Raw genomic sequence first — 21,910 nt, 5'->3', positions numbered from 1 at the left:
AGAAAGTGAGCGAGGCGCATGGCGCGACCGACCCGTCGCCGTATCGCCTGGCTGGTGGGGTGCGCGGTGATGCTGCTGATCGCCGTCCTGCTGAGCCTGGCCGTCGGCAGCCGTCAGATCGCCCCGGGCGAGGTGGTCCAGGCCCTGCTGCACGGCGGCACCAGTGACGACGCCCAGGTGGTGCGGGCGCTGCGCGTGCCGCGCACCGTCATCGGAGTGCTGGCGGGCGCGGCCCTCGCCGTCGCCGGGACCGTGATGCAGGGCGTCACCCGCAACCCCATCGCCGAACCCGGCATCCTGGGCGTCAGCCAGGGCGCGTCCGTCGGGGTGGTGTGCGCGATCGCGTTCCTCGGCGTGCACACGCTCACGGGGTACGTCTGGTTCGCGTTCGTGGGCGCGGCGGTCGCGGCCTTCGCCGTCTACGCCGTCGCCGCGGGCGGCTACCGCGGTGCCTCCCCCGTGAAGCTCGCGCTTGCGGGCGCCGCGATGAACGCCTTCCTCGCCTCCGTGGTCTCCGGGATCGTCACGACCGACGCCCACGCGCTGGACGAGTTCCGGTTCTGGCAGGTCGGCTCGATCAGCGGCCGCGGCAGCGACGTCATCGGCCAGATCTGGCCGTTCGTGGCGGCCGGGCTGCTGCTGGTCGCGGCGATGGCCCGGGGCCTGGACGCGCTCGCGCTCGGCGACGACGCGGCCAAGGGCCTCGGCCACAACGTGGCGCTGCTCCGCGTCCTGGGCGCGGTGGGGGCGACCGTGCTGACCGGCGCCGCCGTAGCCGCCGTGGGGCCGATCGCCTTCACAGGTTTGGCCGTTCCGCACATCGCCCGCGCCCTGGTCGGCGCCGCGCACCGCTGGGTGCTGCCGGTGGCCGCCCTCCTGGGACCGGTGATGATCCTCGCCTCCGACGTGCTCGGCCGTATCGTCTTCCCGCCCTCGGAGGTACCGGTGGCCGTCATGACCGCTCTGCTCGGCGTGCCGTTCCTCATCGCGCTGGTCCGGCGCCGGACGGTGGTCGCCGCATGAGCCGCGCGCAGACCGCGGCCGCCGCCCGCTCCGTGCGTCCCGCCGGCCACGCCGTCCTGCGCCGCGGGCGCGGCAGTTTCCTGGTCCACCGCAGGGCCGTCCTCGTCGCCCTCGTCCTGGCCGTGCTGCTGGCGGCGGCCGTCGTGGTCTACCTCTGCGTCGGCGAGTCCTTCGTCTCCCCGGCGGAGGTCGTCGACGTCCTGTTCGGCCGGCCGAGTCCCGACCAGCTCGTCGTCGGCACGCTGCGGCTGCCGCGGCTGGTCGTGGGCCTGCTCGCCGGGGTCGCCTTCGGCATCGCGGGGGCCCTGGTCCAGACCGTCGCGCGCAATCCACTGGCCAGCCCAGACGTCATCGGCGTGACGCACGGCGCGGGCGCCGCGACGGTCGCCGCGATGAGCTTCGGGCTCGTCTCGTACACCGCGCTCCCGTACGTGTCGATCGCGGGCGGGCTCGCGGCGGCACTACTGGTCTACGTCTTCGCCTGGCGCCGCGGACTGCACGCCTCGCGCTTCGTCCTCGTCGGTATCGGCGTATCGGTCGCCCTGGGCTCGCTGACGCAGCTCTTCCTCACCAAGGGCGACTTCCTCGTCGCTCAGCAGGCCAAGGTCTGGCTGACGGGGTCGCTCAACAGCCGCGGCTACGACCAGGCCGCGCCCCTGGCGACCGTGCTGCTTCTGGCGGTCCCCGCGGTGCTCTGGGCCGCCAGGGCCCAGCGTGGGGCGTCCTTCGACGACGACACCGCCGTGGCCCTCGGCATCCGGATGGCCCGGGTACGGCTCGGACTCACCGCTCTCGGCATCGTCCTGGCCTCCGTGGCGACCGGCGCCACCGGGCCGGTCGACTTCGTGGCCCTCCTCGCCCCGCAGATCGCCCGGCGGCTGACCCGTACGGCGCAGATCCCGCTGCTGTCCTCGGCGCTGACCGGCGCGCTCGTGGTCGTCGTCGCCGACCTGCTGGCCCGGCGTCTCTTCTCCCCCGTCGAACTCCCCGTCGGCGTCCTCACCGCCGCGGTGGGCGCCCCGTACCTGATGTGGCTGATCGCCCGCACCCGCAGCCGTTCCGGAGGCACCACCTCATGAGCCGTACCAGCAGACTCAGCGCCCGGGAACTGACCCTGGCGTACGAGGACCGCACCGTCGTCGACGGCCTGGACCTGGAGATCCCCGACGGCCGGGTCACCGTCATCGTGGGCCCCAACGCCTGCGGCAAGTCCACGCTGCTGCGCGCGCTCGGCCGGCTCCTCAAGCCGCGCTCGGGCACGGTCCTGCTGGACGGCACCGAACTCGCCCGCATCCCCGGCCGGCAGATCGCCCGCGCCGTCGGCGTGCTGCCGCAGAGCCCCACGCCGCCGGACGGCATCACCGTCGCCGACCTCGTGGCGCGGGGCCGCCAGCCGCACCAGAAGTGGTGGCAGCAGTGGTCGGAGGCCGACGAACGCGCCGTCGCGGAGGCCCTGGAGCACACCGGTACCGCCGACCTCGCGGACCGGCCGGTGGACGAACTGTCCGGCGGGCAGCGCCAGCGGGTGTGGATCGCCATGGCCCTCGCGCAGGAGACGGACCTGCTGTTGCTGGACGAGCCGACCACCTACCTCGACATCGCCCACCAGGTGGAGGTGCTGGACCTGGTACGCCGTCTCAACCACTGGCGCGGGCGCACGGTCGTCGCCGTGCTCCACGACCTCAACCAGGCGGCCCGCTACGCCGACCACCTCATCGCCATGAAGGCCGGCCGGATCGTCGCCCAGGGCCCGCCCCGCGACATCGTCACCGCGGAACTCGTCCACGAGGTCTTCGGCCTCACCTCGGTCATCGTCCCGGACCCGGTGACTGGCAGCCCCTTGGTCGTCCCCGGAGTCCCCTGGCAGCCCGTGGCCACCGACTGACCTCTTCCCGCCGAACGGCACGGCGGAGGCCGCCGGACTCCGCCATACTGCCCGGGTGAACGCACCGGCAGGCCCTGTGATCCTCTTCGACGACGACCTCCATATGTACGTCCTGAAGGACGTCGCGCACGCCGAGGCCTACTGGGAACTGCCGGAGGAGTTCACTTGTGGGTTCGACGCGCACGCCCGCCCCCTGCGCATGACGGGCGAACCCCATCGGGTCGCCCTCAAACTCACCGGCGCGGCACCGGCCGAGGCGGAACCACGCCGCCTTGTCGCCGACCACTACCGGCGTTTCCTCACCCAGGAGGTGCCGCCGCAGGCCGCTGGCCTGGCGGAGTTCGTGGCGTCACTGCCCCTCGACGAGAGCTGAGGCAGCAACCGGTCCGGCAACGATCCGCCGGGCGCCTGCGCGGCGCTGTCTGGGAGCATCGCGTCATGAGCGGCACGCATGTGGGCATCAGGGACCTCGTCGTCGACTGTACGGATCCGGAGCGGCTGGCCGCGTTCTGGGGCGAGTTGCTGGGACGGGCAGTCGTGGCGCGGATCGGGCCGTACGTCTGGCTCGCGCGGGGCGAGGGGACGGGTCTGGGCTTCCAACGGACCGGCGAGCCCAAGTCCGGGAAGAACCGGGTCCACTTCGACGTGGCCTCGGCCGATCCGGCGGCGGAGCGGGCGCGGATCCAGGCGCTGGGCGGGCGGGTGCTCGAGGAGTACGCGGAGGGCGGGTTCCTGGTCATGGCCGACCCCGAGGGGAACGAGTTCTGCGTCGTCCCCGAGGGGCCGTTCGAGCTCGACGACGACGGACGCGCGAGCTACCTCCGGGATGGCGGTTGATGAGGGGGCGGCGAGGCCTCGCGGCAGCCGCCCTGCGGACCGGGCCGCGCGCTCAGCTCGTGCCGGGCGGCGCGGCCGCGAGGAGATCCCGCAACGGCTCGCGGTCCGAGGGGAGCCCCGCGGCCCGCAGCCACGAGACGCGGTTGGCTATGTTGCCCCAGCAGGCGTCCTGGTCGACCAGGACCCGCAGGAAGGCGCGCTGCGCGTCCGTCAGCGGATGGCCGGGGACGTACGGCGTCGGGAAGGCGAGCGCGAGGAGCGGGCCCCACTCGCTGTCGACGGTGTGCTGGTTGTACATCGGCGCCAGCGCGAGCGCGGCCGGGAGGACCTCGTCGAAGTGCCGGGCGCGGCCGAGCAGTCCGCGCAGCAGGGTGAAGCGGAACCAGCCGTCGAACTGGGGCAGCGGCTCGTCGAACCACGCGTCGGCGGCCCCGGGGTCCGCGAGCGCGTCGAGCAGGGCCGGCACGGCGCCAGGGCCGGTGGTGCCCAGGGCGGCGCACGCGCGTACCGCGGGGTCGGGGTCGGTCAGGAACCCGCCGGTGTCATGGCCCCAGGCGCCCAGCGACAGGAGGGCGCCCGCCCGTTCGCGGCGGTCGCCGCCGCCCTTGGCGATCCGCTCCAATCGCCCGGCCGCGGCCGGTACGCGATCGGCGAGTTCGGGCGCCCGGAGCAGATGCGTCACCGCGCCGAGGGCCGCTTCCCTGACGGTGGCGTCCGCGTCGTCCAGCCAGGGCGCGACCGCGTCGAACAGTTGCGGCCGGACGGCACGGCACGCCTCGATCGCCGCGATCTCCTCGGCCGACTCCTCGTCGTCCCCGTCGTCCCCGTCGTCCCCGTCGTCCTCGTCGTCCTCGTCGTCCTCGTACGCCGCGGAGTCGGCGAGTTCGCCCAGCCATTCCAGGAGCGCGGCACGCAACGGCCGGACCCGGTCGTCCCAGGGGAAGAAGCTCTCGTGAACGGCGAGCGTGCGCGGGTCGTTCAGGATGGCCGCGACGAACAGCGCGGCCGGCGCGGTCGCGGAGTACAACGACCCCTGGTGCAGTACGGACATCTCCAGTCGGCCGAACGACTCCGCCTGCACCTCCGGGTCGTCGTGCAGGAGGCCGAGCAGGTCGTACGGGGTGCCGTCGGCGGGCCCGTAGGCATGCGAGAGGGCGGCCCAGTCGGTCGCCGGCAACAGGGCGGCGGGGTCGGGCAGGGCGGCGGTGGCGTCGTTCGCGGACATGGGTGCAGTCTTCAGCAGGGGTCTGACAACGGCCGTGCGCATCACGCGAATCCGGCGCTTCCACCCGTGTTTCCGCGTTAGCTGTGGGGCGGAAGTGAGCGGTGTGAGGAGGGGGAGTAAATTGCGGCTGCCATTGGCATCGGATTTGACGACAGCCTGGAGAACTTGTGACCGCATCCCCCCGCCGTGCCTGGGCCCGCCCCGGCACCCTGATAGCAGCCGCCGCGACCGGCGTCATCGGTCTCGGCCTGTGCGCCACCCCGGCGTCCGCCCACACGCCCGTGTGGGACGTGACGTGCTCCAACGTGAAGGTCGACCTGACCAAGTACGGTCGTGGTGACAACACCGTGACGATCACGGTGGACGGCAAGGACCTGCTGCCCACCGAGACCTTCCACGACCAGTTCCACAAGGAACTGCCGCTGCCGGCCCACACGACCGAGGTGCAGGTGCGCCTCGTCGTCAAGGCGGCTGACGGCGACAGGTACTCGGTTGACGAGAAGAAGATCGCCCCGGTGTGCGAGGGTCAGTCCACGCCCACGCCCACCCCGACCCCCACCCCGACGGAGACGAAGACCACCGAGTCCCCGAAGCCGAGCGAGACGCCCAGCGAGTCGGCCAGCACGGCCCCCTCCGCTGCGCCCTCGACCCCCTCCACTGACGAGTCCCCGGCCGGCGACCTCGCCGAGACCGGTGCCTCCAGCTCCACCCCGCTGCTCGCGGGCGGTGCGGCCGTCGCGCTGCTCGCCGGCGGCGGTCTGCTCCTCGCGAACCGCAAGCGTCGCGCCGCAGCCCGTCACTGACCCAGGTCGCCGACGGCGGCGTGGTGACGCGCCGTGCATGACACAAGGGTGCCGGACCATGCTCCGTACGGTCCGGCACCCGGCATGTTGCGCTCCGCCGGGCGCGCGCTCCGCGTCAGCCCACGGGCCCCGGCGCGGCGGAGGCCTCGAACTCCCCCTTGCGCAGCCGGTACACCTGCAGCCGCAGGTCGTAGTACTTCTCGGTCTCCCCGACCCATTCCATGCCCACGCTGCGGGCGGTGGCGGCGCCACGGTCGTTGCGCGGCCGGACCACGGCGAAGAGTTCGTCGACGCCCGACGCGAAGGCGTACCCCGCCAGGGCGCGTCCGGCCTCACTGGCCAGGCCCCTGCCCCAGAACGGCTGGGCGAGCTGCCAGCCGATCTCGAGGTCCACGCCGTACGGCGGGAGCGGCAGGACGGCGGCTCCGCCGATGAGTTCGCCGGTCTCGCGCAGTTCGATCGCCCAGCGTCCGGCGGGCCGTTCCAGGGCGGCCCCGTCCTCCTCCCAGGAGCGCAGCAGTTCCCGCATGGCGGCGACGTCGGGCTGCCGGGTCATGGCCGGAGCCAGCCATCGCGTCACGTCGTCCGTCCCGTAGACGGCCAGCGCCGCCTCCGCGTCGTCGGTGCGCCACGGCCTCAGGACGAGCCGGGGGGTGACGATCCGGGTTTCCTCGTTGCCCTTCGCGCGCTGCGCCGCGGCCGTTCCAGTCATCTGCGTCTTCCGTCCCTGTCGCGGGCTCCGCCGGCCGTACGTCCGGCGGGCGCCCGAAGCCTGCGCCTTCCACAACACCACGGGACCGCCGTCACTTCCCGCCCCGACGAGACTGACCCCTGCAGCTGTCCGGCGGCGCGGCCGTCGACTGGACCGCGCCCGGGGCCCCCGGCGACGGCGGAGGGACCGGCCGCCGGGCCCGCTTCACCCCGCGACATGTGGCCACCGGGCGGGTCCCGGTCCGGGCGGACGCCGTCCTCCCCCACCGGCTCAACCCGCCGCTCACCGCCTGAGCGGGGTCAGCCGCCGGTCACCGCGGCCAGCAGCCCGCGGAAGTCCTCCTCGCAGGCCGGGCAGCCGCGCAGGTGGACCGCGACACCGGGGTAGCGCCGCTCGGGTGCCGCGTCCGCCAGGAAGAGCTCCAGGTAGACGTCCATCAGGTCGAGCGCCGCGTCGCAGCCGGGGTCCAGGGCGTCGGTGCGCAGGAGGTCGTCAAGGCCCTGCCATTCGTTCATGAGCGCCTCGCTGTCGTCAGGGGCAGATGTCCATTGGCTGCGAGCCGGGCACGGAGCTTACGTCGCGCGTCGAACATCGTCTTGTAGAGCGCGTTGCGGTTCGTCCCGAGCTCCGCGGCGAGCGTGTCGGCGTCCACGCCGTTCACCGCGAGCGCGGTGAACACCTGGCGCTGGCGTTCGGTGAGCTCCTCCTCCACGGCCTCGCGCAGGGCGTCGACGAGCTCACGGGCCTCACTCTGCCGGGCGGGGTCGGCCCCGAGCCGGTCGGGGAGCCGTTCCCACGCCTCGGGGTCGAGCTGCACGCCGGCGGTCCGCCAGAAGTGGCGGCCGAGTTTGGTGGACACCTCGTTCATGACGAACTTGTACGCCCAGGTCGTGAAGCGGCTGTCACCGCGGAACCCGCCGATCTTCCGGGTGATCGACAGCAGCGCGTCGGCCGCGGCCTGGTGGGCGATGTCGTCCAGTTCCGGCCCGGTGATGCCGTGCCGGGAGCCGCGCCGGTTCACCTCCGCGTACGCGATCCGCAGCAGCAGCCCGTGCAGCCTGGCGCTCGCCTCCTCGTACGCCCCGCCGTCCGCCGACAGCGCCCGCACCCACTGCGCGGACTCCGCGTCCATGGACCGGCCGCCCCGGCCCCCGTCACCGGCCAGGCCGTCGTTCTGTGCGGAATCCATGCAGTGATCCTAGACGCGGCCGCCCACCCGCACCTCCACGGCGATGGCCGCCGCGCGGCCCGGAAACCGGTCGCTCCCGGCAGGTAAGACCCGGTCGTCTCCCGTCACCAATGGGCGTACGGAAAAGAGAGAGCCGCGAGCAAGGAGGGACCGTGACCGGCTACAGCAGGAACCCGGAGGCCGTCTCGCGACTGTCACCGGAGCAGTACCGCGTGACACAGGAGAACGGCACCGAGCGCCCCTTCACGGGCGACTACCTGGACAACAAGGAACCCGGGATCTACGTCGACGTGGTCTCCGGCGAGCCGCTGTTCGCCTCGGTGGACAAGTACGACAGCCACAGCGGGTGGCCGAGCTTCACCAGGCCGCTGGACCGGACACACGTGGTGGAGCGGCCGGACCCGGGCTACGGGCTGCTGGCCACCGAGGTCCGCTCGGCGGCGGGCGACAGTCACCTGGGGCACGTCTTCCCCGACGGCCCCCGGCAGACGGGCGGCCTGCGGTACTGCATCAATTCCGCCTCGCTGCGCTTCGTCCACGCCGATGACCTGGAGCGGGAAGGTTACGGGGCCTACCTCGGGTTGTTCGACAATGGTGACAGGACCGATTCGGAGGATTGACATGGCAGGACAGACACAGAGGGCCGTACTCGCGGGCGGGTGCTTCTGGGGCATGCAGGACCTGATCCGCAAGCAGCCCGGCGTCGTCGGGACCCGCGTTGGCTACACGGGCGGCGACGTGCCCAATGCCACCTACCGCAACCACGGCACCCACGCCGAGGCGATCGAGATCCTCTTCGACCCCGAGAAGACGGACTACCGTGCGCTGCTGGAGTTCTTCTTCCAGATCCACGACCCGTCGACGCGGAACCGCCAGGGCAACGACATCGGCATGAGCTACCGCTCGGCGATCTACTACGTGGACGACGAGCAGAAGCGCGTCGCGGAGGACACCATCGCCGACGTCGACGCCTCGGGCCTGTGGCCCGGCAAGGTCGTCACCGAGGTCGAGCCCGTCGGGCCGTTCTGGGAGGCCGAGCCGGAGCACCAGGACTACCTGGAGCGCTACCCCGAGGGGTACACCTGCCACTTCCCGCGGCCGAACTGGCGGCTGCCCGCCCGCGCGAAGGGCTGAAAGACCCCGTCGCGCCGCCCTGGTGACGGGCTCGGGCGGCGTGGCGGCCCCCGGCGGCCCGGGGCCCTCGCGGCCCCGGGCCGCCGTCGTACGTCAGCCGGCGGCCGTGGCGCGGGCCCGCCGGTGGTGTCGCGTGGCCTTCATCCGGTTGCCACGGGCCGCCATGGAGCACCAGCGGGCGGTGCCGGCCTTGCTGCGGTCGAGCGGGAACAGCCGGCACTCGTCGCTGGTGCGGGGCCGCAGGCGTCCGGACCTGCCCTCCTGGAGCGCGCGCCAGTCCGTGACGGCCCGGACCGGCCGGAATGCGGCCGGCGGGGGCCTCCAGCACCCGGTCGATGCCGTACGCGGTCACCCGCGGCACCCGGGCGACCTCGCTGAGCAGCTTCTGGAGGTCGCCGGGTGTCCCGTCCCCGCGCGTGGTCAGGCGCGGACCTCGGGCCCCGCGGTGGCGGAGCCGGTCTCCAGCAGCCGCCCCTCGGACAGGTGCAGCCGACGGTCGACGCCGATCCGCTCCAGGAACCGCACGTCGTGGCTGACCACGACGAAGGCGCCCTCGTAGGCGGCCAGGGCGCTCTCCAGCTGCCCGACGCTGACCAGGTCGAGGTTGTTCGTCGGCTCGTCCAGCAGCAACAGGTGCGGGGCGGGCTCGGCACACAGGACGCAGGCCAAGGTGGCGCGCAGCCGTTCGCCCCCGGACAGCACCCGGACCGGGAGGTGGGCGCGCGGGCCCCGGAACAGGAAGCGGGCGAGCAGGTTCATCCGCTCGGCCTCCGGCGTCGCCGGGGCGAACCGCGCGAGGTTCTCCGCCACCGTGCGGTCCGCTTCCAGCAGGTCGAGGCGCTGCGAGAGGTACGCGACGCGGCCGTCGGCCCGCCTGACCCGGCCACCGTCCACGGGTTCGAGGTCGCCGTGGAGCAGACGCAGCAGGGTGGACTTTCCCGCGCCGTTGGAGCCGGTCAGGGCGATCCGCTCCGGCCCTCGGATCGTCAGGGCGACGCCCTCGCCCGCGAAGACCTCGCGCCCGTCGTAGTGGATCCGCATCCCGTCGCCCGCGAACAGCGTGCGTCCGGCGGGGACACGCGTGTCGGGCAGCTCCACCACGATCCGCTGGTCGTCGCGCAGGGCCCGGCCCGCCTCGTCCAGACGCGCCTTGGCCTCGCCGACCCGGGCGGAGTGGGTCTCGTTCGACCGCCCGGCCGACTCCTGGGCGCGGCGCTTCAGCGTCCCGGCGAAGATCTTGGGCAGTCCCGCACTGTCGAGGGTGCGCGCCGCGTTGCCGGCCCGGCGAGCCGCCCGTTCGCGGGCCTGCTGCAACTCGCGCTTCTCACGTCTGAGTTCCTGCTCGGCGCTGCGGACGTTCCGCTCGGCGGCCTCCTGGGCTGCCCGCACGGCCTCCTCGTACCGGGTGTAGTTGCCGCCGTGGAACTGGAGCGCGCCACGGTCGAGTTCTGCCACCCGGTCCACCCGGTCGAGCAGTTCGCGGTCGTGACTGACGAGCAGCAGGCATCCGCGCCACTCGTCCAGGACCGTGTACAGCGCGCGGCGTGCGTCGCTGTCCAGGTTGTTGGTGGGCTCGTCGAGCAGCAGGACGTCGGGGCGCCTGAGGAGCTGGGCCGCCAGGCCGAGCGAGACGATCCGGCCGCCGTTCAGGGTCCGCAACGGCCGGGCGAGGGAGACGTCCCCGAGGCCGAGCCGGTCGAGTTCGACGCGGGTGCGTTCCTCGATGTCCCAGTCGTCACCGATGGTGGTGAAGTGCTCCTCGGCGGTGTCCCCGGACTCGATGGCGTCGATCGCGCGGATCACGTCGGCGACGCCCATGACCTCGGCCACGGTGAGGTCGCCGGCCAGCGGCAGGCTCTGCGGCAGGTAGCCGAGCGTTCCGTTGACGGTGACGGTGCCGCCGCGTGGCCGGTACTCCCCCGCGATCAGCTTGAGGAGGGTGCTCTTTCCGGCGCCGTTCGGCGCGACGAGCCCGGTGCGGCCGCCGCCGACGGTGAAGGACAGGTCCTCGAAGACGGGGGTGTCGTCAGGCCAGGAGAAGGACAGGTGGGAACAGATGACGTACGCGTCGGACATGAGTAGGCCCTCGGGAGGTCGCCGCGCGTGGCAAGGGGGCCGCCGCGCGGGAAAGGAACGTGTGGAAGGCAGGACGGAGCTGCCACGGCGTCGGTGCGTCGTGCGCACCCGCCCATGGCCGAGGACACCCGGTATCACCCGGAGATGTCGTCGTCACCCACCACGTTCGGACTCCTTGGTTCCCGATTCGGAGATGCGTGCCACCCTACCAGCCGCCCCGAAGAACCGTTCAGCGGCCGGGTCCGGCCAGGCCGCCGGGCAGGTGTGCCGCGTGCTCCCCGCCGGTGAGGCGCGGGACCAGCGCGCCAAGGGCAGGGGCGACCATGGCGAGGGCGGGGTCCGCGCCGCGGTTCGCCGGTCCGTCACAGCGCCCGCTCCCCGCCGTCGACGGGCGGCATGACGCCGGTGAGGCAACGCGGCCGTCGAGAGGAGGGCCGCGGCCGTCGACTGCGGGGCCGTCCCGGCGGCGCAGGGCGTCCTCCGGGCGCCCGCCACCGGTCAGGGCGGCGAGTTCCTTGACGCGATCGGTGTCGATGTGCCCGGGCGAGGGAACTGCTTCGTCGACAGGACCCAGCCCAGTCGGCCCACCGACGGGCCGGCAGCGCCACCGGGGACGGGGCGGCGGGAAGCGGTGGGCCCGGTCGGGGGGTGGACCGGCGTCAACGTGTCAGCGGTCCGCCGTGCCGCCGTGTGCGAGGCACAGGGACGCACCGGCGTCCTTGTGCGACGCGGCCAGGTAGGCCCAGCCCAGGGGGTTCCACCGCAGGCGGCGCACCTCGACGCCGTCGATCACGGCGTTCCCCCGCGCCGCGCACTCGTACGTGTCCGCGGCGCGGCGCATCGCGGTCCGCACGGCGTCCTGCGCGTCGGCGGCCTCCTCGACCACGTAGTAGTGGCTGCGCACGGCCCCCTGGGGCGTACTGAACCGCAATCCCACGAACCAGCGGTCCTCGGGGGCGACGGTGGCAAGCATCGGCACGGCTCTCCTCGTTCGCGGTCTCCGTGGCGGCCGCCTCACGGACCACCACTCTCGATCCGTTGCAACGGCAGGCCGGCCGCCCTCCATCGCAGGTCGGGGAGGCACCGGTGTACCTGGGAACGGTGGTACCACCCCGGTTCTGGAGCGGCGCTCAGCCCTCGTCGGCGGGCCGGTGCCGTACCGAGCAGGTGAAGACGCCGGAGCCGGACCGCTCGCACTCGACGTACGCGGCGGTCCCCGCCCCCGCGGCGGGCGGGCGCCAGGGCATGACGGCCTCGCCCGCGAGCAGTGCCTCAAGGGTCTGTAGCCGGGGGTCGCGCAGGGCGGGGTGGTGCTCGTAGCCGGCCGCGCCGAGGGCCAGGGCGACCGCCATGCCGAGCAGGTTGACCTCGGTCGGCTGCCCGGGCGGTGCCGAGCCCTTCACAGGGTGGAGGCGAATGCCCTCGTCGGGCACCTCGATCACGCGGGCGGCGTAGCGCTCGCTCATGGGCGGGGTGGTTTCCTTCCGGTGCGGTGACGCGGGGTCATCCCCCACTGGGACCGAAGCGCTCGGTGCGGATCCGCTCCGGGGAGTGGCCCAGGGCCACCAGCAGGCCCGCGGCCGTCTCGACGAATCCGGTGGGGCCGCACACATAACAGGTGGGCTCGAAGTCCGCCGGCCAGCCCCATTCGGCCAGGTCGCGCGCCTGCAGCCGGCCCACCGGGCGCGGCGCGCCGTCCGGCGCCGAGCGGGTGTAGACATGCGTCGTGTCGAGGCCGGGGGCGCCCTGGTCCAGCTCGGCCGCGTAGAACCGGTCCTCCGGCGTGCGCACGGAGTACAGCAGCCGGAACGGGGCGCGGCTACCCGCCGCGGCACGGCCGCGGACCATCGCCATGAGCGGGACGACGCCGGAGCCGCCGGCGACCAGCAGGACCGGTTCGGTCTGCTCGGGGCGCCAGACGAACCAGCCGCCGACGGGGCCGCGGATCTCGACGGCGTCCCCGACGGCGAGGCCGTCGGCCAGATACGGCGAGACCTCGCCGTCCTCGACGCGCTGGACGGTCAGTTCGATCCGGTCGCCGTCGGCCGCGGACGCCAGGGAGTAGCTGCGCTGGGTGCTGTAGCCGTCCTCCGCGGTGAGCCGGACGTCGAGGTGCTGGCCGGGCAGATGACCGGGCCAGCCGGGTACGTCGAACACGAGGGTCGTCGCCGCCACGGACTCGCCGCGCCGTTCCACCAGTTCGGCGGCCTGCCAGCGCAGGCGGTCGCCTAGTCGCCTTGGTACCGCTGCTCGCGCCATGGGTCTCCGTAGTCGTGGTAGCCGACGCTCTCCCAGAAGCCCGGTTCGTCCTCCGGGAGCAGTTGGATGCCGCGGACCCACTTCGCCGACTTCCACAGGTACAGGTGCGGGACCAGCAGCCGGGCGGGGCCGCCGTGCTCGGGGGCGAGCTCGTCCCCGTCGTACTCGTGGGCGATCCACGCCTTCCCGTCGAGGAGGTCCTCCAGGGGAAGGTTGGTGGTGTAGCCGCCGTAGGAGTGAACGAGCGCGTACTCGGCGGCGGTCTCGACGTCGGCGAGCAGCACGTCCAGGGAGACGCCCCGCCAGTGGGTGCCGAACTTCGACCATTTCGTCACGCAGTGCAGGTCGACAGTGGGCGTCTCCGAGGGCAACGCCATGAGTTCCGCCCAGTTCCACCGGTGGCCGGTCCCGTCCTCGGTGGTGACGGTGAACTCCCAGTCGTCGTGGGTGATGCGCGGGGTGGGACCGGCGGACAGGACGGGGAAATCGAAGGTCTCGTACTGTCCCGGCGGAAGCTTGTTGCCCGACGTGGGGCGCCGCCCGTGGAATCCGCGCGAGATGATGGGCATGCCGCGCCTTCCTTCCTCTGCTCGCCGCCCCGGCTCGCCCGTGGTGCGGAACACCAGCATCGCGGACCGGGGGGATCCGGTCCACCGGAGCCCGCCGCGGCGTGGACCGCCGAGCCTTGAGTGAACCGATCGGTTCCCTTACGTGGCCCACCGCGGCCGTCGCTCACAGTGAAGGAGAACGATCGGGATCCTCAAGGCATGAGCGACGCGCCCTCCTCCCCCGTGCGCCGGCTCGGTGGCCGAGTCGCCCGGGAGCGGACCCTCGTGGCGGCGACCGAACTGTACGTCGCCCAGGGGGTCAACGCGACCGGGATGGACCAGCCGGCCACGGTCGCCAACGCCTCGAAGCGCACCCTGTACACGCACTTCACCGGCAAGGACGAGCTCGTCACGCCTGTCTGAGCGAACTCGAGGAGGGCCTGCTCCCCGCCGAGGTGATCCCCGGGGAGCCCTGCCCGGATGCGCGGGAGCAACTCCTGGCCGTCTTCGACCGGCGACCGCGGACGACGGACGGACCGCTGCGCGGCTGCCCCTTACTGAACGCCGCCTTCGAGGTCCCCGACCCCGACCACCCGGTCCACGCGCTGGTGGCCGTCTGCAAGACCGCGTTCGCCCGCAGGCTGACGGCCCTCGCACGGCCGGCCGGTACCCGCGACACGGAGGAGCTCGGGGAACGGCTCGCCCTCCTGTACGACGGCGCCGTCGCCCGCAGCACCGCGCTGAACGCCACAGGTCGGGCGTCCGCGCCCGTGCCATGGCCACCGCCCTCGTCGACGCCGCGATCGACGGGTCTCCGCGGCTCCTCAGCGCAGCCGCGTCGCCGTCCGGCGGCGGTCCGACAGCACCTCGCGGGCGGCCCGTGCGCCGGAGGCGAGGGCGCCCTGGAGCGATCCGGTCGCCCGGTGGTCGCCGCACACGTGACGCCCCGGCCCGAAGCGGGTGGTGCGGGTCATCGGGTGCGGCGCCGGCATCGCGGGCAGCGCCTCGCGCACGGTACAGCGGTGCAGCGGCTCCCAGACGGAGGCGTCCGTGCCGTACGCGTCCGACAGTGCCGCGGTCAGGGCGGGTTCGTCGGCGGGGCCCGGCGCGCCGAGCACGGAGCTGGCGACCAGGGCGCGGCCGTCCGGGGACAGTCTGGGCTGCACTTCGGTGAGGACCACGGTGTTGAGGAAGCGGCGGCGTTCGTCCACCAGCAGCGTCGGTTCGGCGAGCGGCGACCGGTCCGCGGCGTGGTAGTAGGTCGTCACGGTCCGCGTCGGCGGGGTCGTCAGGCCGGGCAGCAGCCGCGCTGCCGCCCCCGGCCCTGTGGCGACCACCACGACGGGCGCGGTGACCTCCGTGCCGTCCTCCAGCAGCACCCCGTCGCCGGTCAGTTCGCGCACCGGGGCCTCGGTGCGGACGGTGCCCTCGGGCAGTCGCCCGGCCAGCTGCCCGGGCACGGCGCCGATCCCCCCGGCGGGCAGGGCGAGGGTGCCGCGCAGCATGCTGCGCCACACGAAGTGGAAGAAGCGGCTGGAGGTCTCCAGTTCGTCCTCCAGGAAGACCCCGGAGAGGAAGGGCCGGAACAGGGTCTCCACCAGCTCGGGCGAGATGCCCGCGGCGGCCAGCGCGGTGAGCGTCGTGGTGTCCGCGCCCGTGCGCAGCCGTCCCGGGGGCAGCAGCATGTCACGGGCGCTGAGGACGCCCAGCGCCACCAGGTCGCGCCCCGAGGCGAGCCGTCCGGGCAGCAGGTCGGAGGTCGCGTACGGCGGACGGGTCGGGTCGGCGAAACGCAGCCGCCCGCGGGGGGTGTGCACCAGCACGCCGGGGGTGAACGGCCGCAGCCGCAGGGGCTCCAGCTCCAGACGCCGCTTCACCTGGGGGTAGGAGGTGTTGAAGACCTGGAAGCCGCGGTCGAGGAGGAAACCGCGATGCCGGTCGGTGCGCATCCGCCCGCCGACGCCGTCCGAGGCCTCCAGTACCCGCACCGCCAGGCCCGCCACGGCGAGGTCGGCCGCGCACGCCAGCCCGGCGGCGCCCGCCCCGACCACGACCACGTCACAGCGGCCACCGCGCTCCTGCTGCATGGTTCCGGTGCCCTTTCCTCCGTGTACACCCCGATACGGGCCGGCTTTCCGTACGCTACGCGGGTGCCCGGGGCGACCCCCCGCAACACACCGCCGAACGGGCGCACGGCACGGGCGGACCGAATGAGTCCGCGCCGTGGCGGAGGTCCTCTCCGTGACGGCACACGAGGGAAGGCTGGATCGGTGAAGCCGCAGCTGCACGAGGTCCTGCAGGCGTTCGTGGACGACGCATCTGTGCCGGGCGCGGTGGGCCCGGTACCCCGGAGCAGCGGCGCGACCGTCACCGCCGCCCGCGAGCCGGCCGCGGCGGTGAGGCGGCACCCGCTGCCGGCGCGGTGGACGCGGCGCCCTCCGGGCCGGACCTCGACGAGCGGTTCGCGCTCAGCCTGGCGTTCCTCGTCGACGGCATCGCCACGCGCCTGCCGGAAGGCGGCGCCCCGGGCTGACGCGGGAGGTCCTCCACACCGGTGGGGGCGTCCCCGATGAAAGGCCGTCAGCAGGGCAGACGTATTCAGGACCGAACCCTCGGAAAGGAGCACGACGTGCCTCTTCGCTTCCGCAAGTCGTTCCGGATCCTTCCCGGCGTCCGCCTGAACATCAACAAGCGCTCGCTGTCCCTCACCACGGGCGGCAAGGGCGTCCACCACACGGTCAACACCCGCGGTGAGCGCACCGAATCCGTCGATCTCCCGGGGCCGTTCTCCTGGCGCCGCACTCGTAAGGGGCACTGACGCCCGTCGTCATTCGAGGATCCAGCCCGCCATCCAGCGCTCCCGCACGGCGGGCCACTCCGCGGCGACCAGGGAGTAGTACACGGTGTCGCGCCACGATCCGTCGACCCGGCGGCAGTGCCGGCGCAGCACTCCCTCGCGGATGCCGCCGATACGGGACACCGCGTCCTGGGTCGGCAGGTCGAGGTCGTCCAGGCGCCACTGGACGCGCCCGAACCCCAAATCCTCGAAGGCGTAGTACACCAGCATGAAGTGGGTCTCCAGGTGGACCGGGCTGCCCCACAGGGCCGGGTCCAGCCAGCTCCACCCGATGTCCACGCGCTCGTCGACGACGGAGATGTCGACGTACGCGGCCCAGCCCGACGGGCGCTGCGTGGCGTGCGGGACGACGGCGAACACCACGGACTCCCCCGCCGCGGCCTGCGCCAGCCGCTGCTCCACCAGCGCCGCCATCTCCCCCGGTGAACCGGGCGGCGTCGTGGAGAGCCAGCGCCACATCGCCTCGTCGGCGCGTGCCGCCGCGAACAGCGCCGGCACGTGCAGCGGCGACAACGGGACCAGCCGCGCGTACCGGCCGTCGACGGTGACCGAAGCGGGGAAGCGTACTGCCATATCCGCACGCTAATCGGGCGGGCACGCGCCCGCACCAACTCGCCGATTCCCGCCCACCGGCCCCATCGGCCCCATCACCCTCGTGTGACAGGATGACGACGGACGGTGGGCGCGGTGTCGGCGGCAGGGGAGGGCGGGCACCCTGCGGGACGACGCGGCGCGGATCCGTGCGCTGATCAAGCGCTGGGCTGACGCGGTGCACCAGGGCGACCTCGACGCCGTGGTCGCGGACCACGCCGAGGACATCGTGATGTCCGACGTGCCACCACGCCACGACGGCGTCCGCGGCCTCGCCGCCTGGCGGAAGGTGTGGCCGCCGTTCTTCGACCGGCAGGCCCGGGGAGCCTCGTTCGCGATCGTGTCCCTGCCGGTCACCGCCGGCGACGAGGTGGCGTTCGCGCACGCCCCGCTCCGCTGCGGAAGCCCGCAGGACCCCGCCGGGCACCCCGAACTCCGGCTCCGCCTCACGCCCGGGCTGCGCAAGCAGGGCGGCCGGTGGGTGGTCGCGCACGAGCACCACTCCATCCCGCACACCGGCTGACCGGCCCCTCGTCGCGGTAGCCTCGGCGGCATGATCCCGGACACGGACCGGTGGCGGGGCTTCGCCGCCCTCCTGCCGCCGGCTGACGCCGAGTACGTCGAGGACTGCGTGAGCATCGGCGAACAGGAGGCCGCTCTCGGCCGCCTCGTCGCGGGGCTCCTCGAACACCGGCCCGCGATCAGCGAGGCCGAGTGGGCCACGATCGCGGCGACCGCCGAGGCCTGGGACACATGGCCGGCCCTCGGCCCGGGCCTGACCCGGTGCCTCGACCTGTGCGGCGGCGGTACCTCGCTCACGGTGATCGGTGACTCGGACGCGGACGCCCTCCCCGGGTCGGCCGTCGCCGACGGCCCGCTCCTGGCGGAGCTCCACCTCGTCCCCTGGATCGGCTGCGCGCGCTGCGAGGCGGTGCTCGCCCGCGCGCACCGCCGGGAGCCCTGGGGCGGACTGTCCCATCTCGCGGCCGGCTACGTGGTCCTCGCACCTCACCGGGCCGCACCCGCGCGCGTCCACGGCCCGGAGGCGGTCGACGAGGCGGTCGCCGCGCTGCGCGCGGTCTGCGGCGGCGAGCACGGTCCGGCAGCGCGATAACGTGCCCGGCATGACAGACGACTTCGACGTGCGCCGGGAGCTGGCCGCGGGCATGACCGACCCGGCCGGGGCCCTGCGGTTCGTACGCGGCTTCGCCGGACACTGGCTCGCGCCCCTGCAGGACGGCGACGGGTACGGTGAGCCCGAACTGGCCGCCGCGGAGGAACGCCTGGGCTTCGCCCTCCCCTCCGTACTGCGCGACGCCTACCGGCTCTTCGGGCGGCGCCCGGACCTGACCAGCAATCACGACAGGCTGCTCGCGCCGGCGGAACTCCACGTGGACTCCCGCGCGGAGGCGCTGGTCTTCCGGTACGAGAACCAGGGCGCCGCGTCGTGGGGCATCCTCCTGCGCGACCTGCACAAGCCCGATCCGCCGGTCGTCATGAAGCCGGACCTCGCGGACAAGGAGGCCGAGAGGTGGTCGGCGTGGCTGGACCGCTTCTCGTGGGCCTGCGTCGAGATCGTCCTGTCGGAGTCGCTGCACGAGCCGTCCGAGCTCGGCGACTTCCGTGACGACCTCGACGACGCCCAGTTCGAGGCCCTGAGCGGGCGGTTCACCCCGCTGCCGTTCCCCGCGTACCCGCCCGGCGAGGACCTGGGCGCGCGCTGGTACGCCGGCCCCGACGTCATACTCCGCGAGGACGACCGGACGTTCCTGTGGGCGCGGGCGCGCACCGAGGAGGCGCTCGACCGGGTGCGCGACGACCTCCCCGGCTACTGGCTCAACGACCCCCGCTGACCCCTCCGGCCCCGCCCCCTCGGTGTAAGGGCCACGGGTTCAGCCGAGGGGGACCTCCTGGCGGAGGGCCTCCAGCACGGGGCCGTACATCCGGGTCTTGATCGTTCCGAGGGTGGCTCCCGCCTTCCCGGCCAGAGGGCGGGCGAGGGCGACCGCCGCCTCACGGACCTCACCCTCCCCCGCCGTACCGTCGACGATGCGCTCGGCCAGCGCGTCGAGACCGCCGTAACGGCGCGCGGTGGTCATGGCCTCGTGGGCCGTCTGCGGGTGCAGGCGGGCCTGGATGAGAGCCGACATGCCCGGGGTGAAGGGGATGTTGATGTCCGCCTCCGGCAGACACCAGTAGCCGCGGTCGGCGCGCATCACCCGGACGTCGTGGGCCAGCGAGAGCATCGCGCCCGCGGCGAAGGTGTGGCCCTGCAGCGCCGCGACGGTGGCCACCGGCAGGGTCAGGACACGGGCGAGCAGCGCCTGCACGCCGCTGACGTACGCGCCCGCCTGGTCCGCGTGCGCGAAGAGCCACTCCAGGTCGAGCCCGTTGGACCAGAACTTCCCCGTGGCCGCGGTGACCAGGGCCCGCGGCCCCTCCGCCTTCTCCACCTCGTCGAGGAGGGCGTCGACGGACGCGAGCCAGTCGGGATGGAAGCGGTTCTCGGTGTCCCCGAGGTCGAGGATGAAGACGTCGTCCTGGCGGTCGAGCGTGGGCATGGCTGCTCCTTGGGTGGTCCCGCTCCCTCACCGACGTACCTACCAGTCGGTAACTGCATGCCCATGCTACAGGTGACGCCACCCCGCGCACCCTTCCCCGTCGGATGTTCGCCGCCGCGCCGTACCGGGGTCGCCTCCCGGAAGCGTCCGCCCCAACTTTCCCCGAACGCGGGAATTGAACTGCGGGCCCACCCGCCCGGACCCACGCGGCCCAGGCCACCTCGGAACCACCGTCGTTGCGCGGGGAGAACTCGGCGGTCGCGTTCTAAGGCCGCCCGTCGTGCCGCAGGATCGACGTGACGGCCGGCACGGCCCCCACACCCACCTCGAATACGTGATCGATTGTGGGCGACGCCTTCGCCGAGGGGCGCAGACCCACGACGACATCTACCGCGCCATCGGCACTGCGGCCCGATGCCTCGCCAAGCAAGGCGCGTTCGAGTCGCCCCCCCTCCCCCGCGAACACCACCGTCCGGCGCGAAGAGGTCCGTCCCCAACGGCCAAGTCCTCCCGGGGTGGGCTGCTCACCCTGTCCGGGCCCGAGCGGAGAGCCGACGTGCGAGGGGTAATGCGCAGGCGGACAATTGACAGTGGTGCGGCACCTTGCCAGTCCTCGACACAGACGCATTCGGATGCGCGTCTCACGCTCGCGCAGCCCGCTCGGACGCCCTCCCCGCGTCGCGCATAAGCAGGGGTTTTCGACTATGGACGGCATCAACCAACAGGCCCTGGACGGCCTGCGCGAGTCACTGCGGGGACCTGTCGTCGCTGCGGGAGACGCAGGCTACGACGAGGACCGCAGCATCTACAACGCCATGATCGACCGGCGCCCGGCGGCGATTGCCGGCTGCGTCGACGTAGCGGACGTCAGGGCCGTGCTCTCCTTCGCCCAGGACATCGGGCTGGACCTGGCGGTCCGCGGCGGCGGACACAGTGGTCCGGGGCTTTGCCTGATCGATGACGGACTGACACTCGACCTGACACCTATGCGCTGGGTGCACGTCGACCCACAAACGAGAACCGCGCGCGTGGGCGGCGGAAGCCTGCAGGGCGACCTCGACCACGCAGCGCACGCCTTCGGACTGGCGACTCCGACCGGAACCATATCGACCACCGGGATCGGCGGTCTCACCCTCGGCGGCGGCCACGGGCACCTGACCCGCAGGTACGGGCTGACCATCGACAACCTGGTGTCCGCCGACGTCGTCCTTGCCGACGGCACATTCGTCACCGCGTCAGAGAGCGACCACCCGGACCTGTTCTGGGCTCTGCGGGGCGGCGGCGGCAACTTCGGTGTCGTCACCTCGTTCACCTTCCGACTGCACCCCGTGGACACCGTCGGTGTCGGGTTGACCGTTTGGCCCATCGACCATGCCCGCGAAGTACTCCAGTGGTACAGGGATTTCCTCCCCGCCGCACCGGATGAACTCAGTGGCTTCTTCGCCTTGCTGACAGTGCCGCCCGGGCCGCCCTTCCCCGAACCCATCCACGGGCAGAAGGTGTGCGGCGTGGTGTGGTGCTACACAGGCGACCTCGAAGGGGATGGCCTGGAGAAGGCGCTGACCGTCGTCAACGAGCCCGGACCACCGGCATTCCACTTCACCAGCCCCATGCCCTACCCCGCCCTGCAAAGCCTGTTCGACGGACTGATGCCAAAAGGGCTCCAGTGGTACTGGCGCGGCGACTTCTTCGACAGCATCCCCGACGAGGCCATAGGCGTGCACGAGCAGCACGGCCACAATCTCCCCACCGGGCTGTCCACAATGCACCTGTACCCCATCGACGCGGCGACCCGCCAAGTCGGCACCGACGACACAGCCTGGGCCTACCGGCACGCCGTGTGGTCCGGCGTCATCGCCGGCATCGACCCCGAACCCGCCAATGCCGAACTGATCCGCCAGTGGTGCGTCGACTACTGGACCGACCTGCATCCCCACTCCATGGGTGGCGCCTACATCAACTTCCTCGGCGAACAGGAAGGCCCCGACCGGGTCCATGGCACCTACCGCGATCACTATGGCCGATTGGCCGCGATCAAACACACCTACGACCCTCACAACTTCTTCCACGCCAACCAGAACATCCCACCCGCCACCTCGTAAGCGGCCGGCACAAGTGCGTCACCAGCGGCCCTCTTCTCGCCGTGCGGCAATTTCATCCCTGACTGCGGGCGCCGCTGAGAATGGTCCATGAACTCCTTGACGATGGAC

Annotated in this window: 27 protein-coding genes; 14 read left to right on the top strand and 13 right to left on the bottom strand. The window is 72.9% G+C overall.

From position 1 onward, the window contains the following. Nucleotides 1-18: 18 nt before the first annotated feature. The 5 genes from ACRWNP_RS29770 (at nucleotide 19) to ACRWNP_RS29750 (ending at nucleotide 3,745) form a co-directional block, all read left to right on the top strand. Entirely contained in the window at nucleotides 19-1,023 is a 1,005-nt protein-coding gene (locus ACRWNP_RS29770; protein WP_431966772.1) for a FecCD family ABC transporter permease, read from the top strand. After that, nucleotides 1,020-2,102 carry a FecCD family ABC transporter permease gene (locus ACRWNP_RS29765; RefSeq protein WP_431966770.1) on the top strand — a complete coding sequence of 361 codons (1,083 nt, stop codon included), beginning with the start codon at nucleotides 1,020-1,022 and terminating at the stop codon, nucleotides 2,100-2,102. The genes ACRWNP_RS29770 and ACRWNP_RS29765 overlap by 4 nt, the downstream gene beginning before the upstream one ends. Continuing rightward, a complete protein-coding gene (locus ACRWNP_RS29760; RefSeq protein ID WP_431966768.1) occupies nucleotides 2,099-2,908 on the top strand; it encodes an ABC transporter ATP-binding protein in 810 nt (269 codons plus the stop codon). The genes ACRWNP_RS29765 and ACRWNP_RS29760 overlap by 4 nt, the downstream gene beginning before the upstream one ends. Before the next feature lie 55 nt (nucleotides 2,909-2,963). After that, nucleotides 2,964-3,281 carry a hypothetical protein gene (locus tag ACRWNP_RS29755; protein ID WP_431966766.1) on the top strand — a complete coding sequence of 106 codons (318 nt, stop codon included), beginning with the start codon at nucleotides 2,964-2,966 and terminating at the stop codon, nucleotides 3,279-3,281. 65 nt (nucleotides 3,282-3,346) lie between these two features. After that, complete coding sequence (locus ACRWNP_RS29750) at nucleotides 3,347-3,745, top strand: VOC family protein (protein WP_431966764.1); 399 nt, start codon at nucleotides 3,347-3,349, stop codon at nucleotides 3,743-3,745. Nucleotides 3,746-3,797: 52 nt separating this feature from the next. On the opposite strand, the gene ACRWNP_RS29745 is transcribed toward ACRWNP_RS29750, so the two are convergent. After that, nucleotides 3,798-4,970: a HEAT repeat domain-containing protein gene (locus ACRWNP_RS29745; RefSeq protein ID WP_431966762.1), complete on the bottom strand. Its 1,173-nt coding sequence runs from the start codon at nucleotides 4,968-4,970 to the stop codon at nucleotides 3,798-3,800. A 167-nt stretch (nucleotides 4,971-5,137) separates the two neighbouring features. Here ACRWNP_RS29745 and ACRWNP_RS29740 point away from each other — a divergent pair, with 167 nt between their 5' ends. Further along, a complete protein-coding gene (locus tag ACRWNP_RS29740; protein ID WP_431966760.1) occupies nucleotides 5,138-5,773 on the top strand; it encodes an LAETG motif-containing sortase-dependent surface protein in 636 nt (211 codons plus the stop codon). A 115-nt stretch (nucleotides 5,774-5,888) separates the two neighbouring features. Here ACRWNP_RS29740 and ACRWNP_RS29735 read toward each other — a convergent pair whose 3' ends face one another. The 3 genes from ACRWNP_RS29735 to ACRWNP_RS29725 all read right to left on the bottom strand — a co-directional run bounded on the left by ACRWNP_RS29735 (nucleotide 5,889) and on the right by ACRWNP_RS29725 (nucleotide 7,674). After that, nucleotides 5,889-6,485 carry a GNAT family N-acetyltransferase gene (locus ACRWNP_RS29735; protein ID WP_431966758.1) on the bottom strand — a complete coding sequence of 199 codons (597 nt, stop codon included), beginning with the start codon at nucleotides 6,483-6,485 and terminating at the stop codon, nucleotides 5,889-5,891. 299 nt (nucleotides 6,486-6,784) lie between these two features. Next, nucleotides 6,785-7,000 carry a hypothetical protein gene (locus tag ACRWNP_RS29730; RefSeq protein WP_431966756.1) on the bottom strand — a complete coding sequence of 72 codons (216 nt, stop codon included), beginning with the start codon at nucleotides 6,998-7,000 and terminating at the stop codon, nucleotides 6,785-6,787. Next, nucleotides 6,997-7,674, bottom strand: a complete 678-nt coding sequence (locus ACRWNP_RS29725) for an RNA polymerase sigma factor (RefSeq protein WP_431966754.1) — start codon at nucleotides 7,672-7,674, stop codon at nucleotides 6,997-6,999. Before ACRWNP_RS29725 ends, ACRWNP_RS29730 begins: the two co-directional genes overlap by 4 nt. 152 nt (nucleotides 7,675-7,826) lie before the next feature. Between ACRWNP_RS29725 and msrB the strand changes: the two genes are divergently transcribed. Both msrB and msrA read left to right on the top strand, forming a co-directional pair. Next, nucleotides 7,827-8,294, top strand: coding sequence for a peptide-methionine (R)-S-oxide reductase MsrB (gene msrB, locus ACRWNP_RS29720; protein WP_431966752.1), 468 nt, complete (start codon nucleotides 7,827-7,829; stop codon nucleotides 8,292-8,294). A 1-nt stretch (nucleotide 8,295) separates the two neighbouring features. Next, nucleotides 8,296-8,808: a peptide-methionine (S)-S-oxide reductase MsrA gene (msrA, locus tag ACRWNP_RS29715; protein ID WP_431966750.1), complete on the top strand. Its 513-nt coding sequence runs from the start codon at nucleotides 8,296-8,298 to the stop codon at nucleotides 8,806-8,808. Nucleotides 8,809-8,901: 93 nt separating this feature from the next. Here the strand turns inward: msrA and ACRWNP_RS29710 are convergent, their stop codons facing one another. The 6 genes from ACRWNP_RS29710 to ACRWNP_RS29685 all read right to left on the bottom strand — a co-directional run bounded on the left by ACRWNP_RS29710 (nucleotide 8,902) and on the right by ACRWNP_RS29685 (nucleotide 13,712). Then, nucleotides 8,902-9,021, bottom strand: coding sequence for a CGNR zinc finger domain-containing protein (locus ACRWNP_RS29710; protein ID WP_431966782.1), 120 nt, complete (start codon nucleotides 9,019-9,021; stop codon nucleotides 8,902-8,904). Nucleotides 9,022-9,228: 207 nt separating this feature from the next. Continuing rightward, the gene (locus ACRWNP_RS29705; protein ID WP_431966748.1) at nucleotides 9,229-10,884 is read right to left on the bottom strand and encodes an ABC-F family ATP-binding cassette domain-containing protein; all 1,656 of its coding nucleotides are present in this window, start codon (nucleotides 10,882-10,884) and stop codon (nucleotides 9,229-9,231) included. A 667-nt stretch (nucleotides 10,885-11,551) separates the two neighbouring features. Then, complete coding sequence (locus ACRWNP_RS29700; RefSeq protein ID WP_431966746.1) at nucleotides 11,552-11,863, bottom strand: hypothetical protein; 312 nt, start codon at nucleotides 11,861-11,863, stop codon at nucleotides 11,552-11,554. Between the two features lie 151 nt (nucleotides 11,864-12,014). After that, nucleotides 12,015-12,350, bottom strand: coding sequence for a hypothetical protein (locus ACRWNP_RS29695; RefSeq protein WP_431966745.1), 336 nt, complete (start codon nucleotides 12,348-12,350; stop codon nucleotides 12,015-12,017). A 37-nt stretch (nucleotides 12,351-12,387) separates the two neighbouring features. Next, the gene (locus ACRWNP_RS29690; protein WP_431966743.1) at nucleotides 12,388-13,143 is read right to left on the bottom strand and encodes a ferredoxin reductase; all 756 of its coding nucleotides are present in this window, start codon (nucleotides 13,141-13,143) and stop codon (nucleotides 12,388-12,390) included. Then, the gene (locus ACRWNP_RS29685; protein WP_431966741.1) at nucleotides 13,113-13,712 is read right to left on the bottom strand and encodes a sulfite oxidase-like oxidoreductase; all 600 of its coding nucleotides are present in this window, start codon (nucleotides 13,710-13,712) and stop codon (nucleotides 13,113-13,115) included. Before ACRWNP_RS29685 ends, ACRWNP_RS29690 begins: the two co-directional genes overlap by 31 nt. A 198-nt stretch (nucleotides 13,713-13,910) precedes the next feature. Here ACRWNP_RS29685 and ACRWNP_RS29680 point away from each other — a divergent pair, with 198 nt between their 5' ends. After that, nucleotides 13,911-14,114, top strand: coding sequence for a helix-turn-helix domain-containing protein (locus ACRWNP_RS29680; protein WP_431966739.1), 204 nt, complete (start codon nucleotides 13,911-13,913; stop codon nucleotides 14,112-14,114). Between the two features lie 401 nt (nucleotides 14,115-14,515). Here ACRWNP_RS29680 and ACRWNP_RS29675 read toward each other — a convergent pair whose 3' ends face one another. Then, nucleotides 14,516-15,778, bottom strand: coding sequence for an FAD-dependent oxidoreductase (locus ACRWNP_RS29675; RefSeq protein WP_431966737.1), 1,263 nt, complete (start codon nucleotides 15,776-15,778; stop codon nucleotides 14,516-14,518). 542 nt (nucleotides 15,779-16,320) lie between these two features. On the opposite strand from ACRWNP_RS29675, the gene ACRWNP_RS29670 reads away from it, so the two are divergent. Next, the gene (locus tag ACRWNP_RS29670) at nucleotides 16,321-16,509 is read left to right on the top strand and encodes a DUF4236 domain-containing protein (protein ID WP_431966735.1); all 189 of its coding nucleotides are present in this window, start codon (nucleotides 16,321-16,323) and stop codon (nucleotides 16,507-16,509) included. A 9-nt stretch (nucleotides 16,510-16,518) separates the two neighbouring features. Here ACRWNP_RS29670 and ACRWNP_RS29665 read toward each other — a convergent pair whose 3' ends face one another. Further along, the gene (locus ACRWNP_RS29665; RefSeq protein ID WP_431966733.1) at nucleotides 16,519-17,121 is read right to left on the bottom strand and encodes a GNAT family N-acetyltransferase; all 603 of its coding nucleotides are present in this window, start codon (nucleotides 17,119-17,121) and stop codon (nucleotides 16,519-16,521) included. A gap of 142 nt (nucleotides 17,122-17,263) precedes the next feature. On the opposite strand from ACRWNP_RS29665, the gene ACRWNP_RS29660 reads away from it, so the two are divergent. The 3 genes from ACRWNP_RS29660 to ACRWNP_RS29650 are packed head-to-tail and all read left to right on the top strand — an operon-like array spanning nucleotide 17,264 to nucleotide 18,992. After that, complete coding sequence (locus ACRWNP_RS29660; protein WP_431966780.1) at nucleotides 17,264-17,662, top strand: YybH family protein; 399 nt, start codon at nucleotides 17,264-17,266, stop codon at nucleotides 17,660-17,662. A 30-nt stretch (nucleotides 17,663-17,692) separates the two neighbouring features. Beyond that, nucleotides 17,693-18,253, top strand: coding sequence for a hypothetical protein (locus ACRWNP_RS29655; RefSeq protein WP_431966731.1), 561 nt, complete (start codon nucleotides 17,693-17,695; stop codon nucleotides 18,251-18,253). A gap of 10 nt (nucleotides 18,254-18,263) precedes the next feature. Further along, entirely contained in the window at nucleotides 18,264-18,992 is a 729-nt protein-coding gene (locus tag ACRWNP_RS29650) for an SMI1/KNR4 family protein (protein WP_431966729.1), read from the top strand. Between the two features lie 39 nt (nucleotides 18,993-19,031). Here ACRWNP_RS29650 and ACRWNP_RS29645 read toward each other — a convergent pair whose 3' ends face one another. After that, complete coding sequence (locus ACRWNP_RS29645) at nucleotides 19,032-19,700, bottom strand: enoyl-CoA hydratase-related protein (protein ID WP_431966727.1); 669 nt, start codon at nucleotides 19,698-19,700, stop codon at nucleotides 19,032-19,034. A 704-nt stretch (nucleotides 19,701-20,404) separates the two neighbouring features. Here ACRWNP_RS29645 and ACRWNP_RS29640 point away from each other — a divergent pair. Next, nucleotides 20,405-21,802 (top strand): FAD-binding oxidoreductase, encoded by a 1,398-nt coding sequence (locus ACRWNP_RS29640; protein WP_431966725.1) that lies wholly within the window; start codon nucleotides 20,405-20,407, stop codon nucleotides 21,800-21,802. Nucleotides 21,803-21,910 lie beyond the last annotated feature (108 nt).

The sequence above is a fragment of the Actinacidiphila sp. bgisy160 genome (assembly GCF_965342435.1).
Lineage (GTDB): Bacteria > Actinomycetota > Actinomycetes > Streptomycetales > Streptomycetaceae > Actinacidiphila.
Note: the sequence above shows the minus strand (reverse complement) of the source record. Positions and strands in the feature narration are given on the sequence as shown.

Excerpts from the sequence above, each read along its gene's own strand:
- ACRWNP_RS29665 (WP_431966733.1), bottom strand. The coding sequence starts at position 17,121 with ATGGCAGTACGCTTCCCCGCTTCGGTCACCGTCGACGGCCGGTACGCG.
- ACRWNP_RS29695 (WP_431966745.1), bottom strand. The coding sequence starts at position 12,350 with ATGAGCGAGCGCTACGCCGCCCGCGTGATCGAGGTGCCCGACGAGGGC.
- ACRWNP_RS29685 (WP_431966741.1), bottom strand. The coding sequence starts at position 13,712 with ATGCCCATCATCTCGCGCGGATTCCACGGGCGGCGCCCCACGTCGGGC.
- ACRWNP_RS29725 (WP_431966754.1), bottom strand. The coding sequence starts at position 7,674 with ATGGATTCCGCACAGAACGACGGCCTGGCCGGTGACGGGGGCCGGGGC.
- ACRWNP_RS29745 (WP_431966762.1), bottom strand. The coding sequence starts at position 4,970 with ATGTCCGCGAACGACGCCACCGCCGCCCTGCCCGACCCCGCCGCCCTG.
- ACRWNP_RS29705 (WP_431966748.1), bottom strand. The coding sequence starts at position 10,884 with ATGTCCGACGCGTACGTCATCTGTTCCCACCTGTCCTTCTCCTGGCCT.
- ACRWNP_RS29730 (WP_431966756.1), bottom strand. The coding sequence starts at position 7,000 with ATGAACGAATGGCAGGGCCTTGACGACCTCCTGCGCACCGACGCCCTG.
- ACRWNP_RS29760 (WP_431966768.1), top strand. The coding sequence starts at position 2,099 with ATGAGCCGTACCAGCAGACTCAGCGCCCGGGAACTGACCCTGGCGTAC.
- ACRWNP_RS29675 (WP_431966737.1), bottom strand. The coding sequence starts at position 15,778 with ATGCAGCAGGAGCGCGGTGGCCGCTGTGACGTGGTCGTGGTCGGGGCG.
- ACRWNP_RS29645 (WP_431966727.1), bottom strand. The coding sequence starts at position 19,700 with ATGCCCACGCTCGACCGCCAGGACGACGTCTTCATCCTCGACCTCGGG.
- ACRWNP_RS29735 (WP_431966758.1), bottom strand. The coding sequence starts at position 6,485 with ATGACTGGAACGGCCGCGGCGCAGCGCGCGAAGGGCAACGAGGAAACC.
- ACRWNP_RS29640 (WP_431966725.1), top strand. The coding sequence starts at position 20,405 with ATGGACGGCATCAACCAACAGGCCCTGGACGGCCTGCGCGAGTCACTG.
- ACRWNP_RS29750 (WP_431966764.1), top strand. The coding sequence starts at position 3,347 with ATGAGCGGCACGCATGTGGGCATCAGGGACCTCGTCGTCGACTGTACG.
- ACRWNP_RS29765 (WP_431966770.1), top strand. The coding sequence starts at position 1,020 with ATGAGCCGCGCGCAGACCGCGGCCGCCGCCCGCTCCGTGCGTCCCGCC.
- ACRWNP_RS29655 (WP_431966731.1), top strand. The coding sequence starts at position 17,693 with ATGATCCCGGACACGGACCGGTGGCGGGGCTTCGCCGCCCTCCTGCCG.
- msrA (WP_431966750.1), top strand. The coding sequence starts at position 8,296 with ATGGCAGGACAGACACAGAGGGCCGTACTCGCGGGCGGGTGCTTCTGG.
- ACRWNP_RS29770 (WP_431966772.1), top strand. The coding sequence starts at position 19 with ATGGCGCGACCGACCCGTCGCCGTATCGCCTGGCTGGTGGGGTGCGCG.
- ACRWNP_RS29650 (WP_431966729.1), top strand. The coding sequence starts at position 18,264 with ATGACAGACGACTTCGACGTGCGCCGGGAGCTGGCCGCGGGCATGACC.
- ACRWNP_RS29680 (WP_431966739.1), top strand. The coding sequence starts at position 13,911 with ATGAGCGACGCGCCCTCCTCCCCCGTGCGCCGGCTCGGTGGCCGAGTC.
- ACRWNP_RS29690 (WP_431966743.1), bottom strand. The coding sequence starts at position 13,143 with ATGGCGCGAGCAGCGGTACCAAGGCGACTAGGCGACCGCCTGCGCTGG.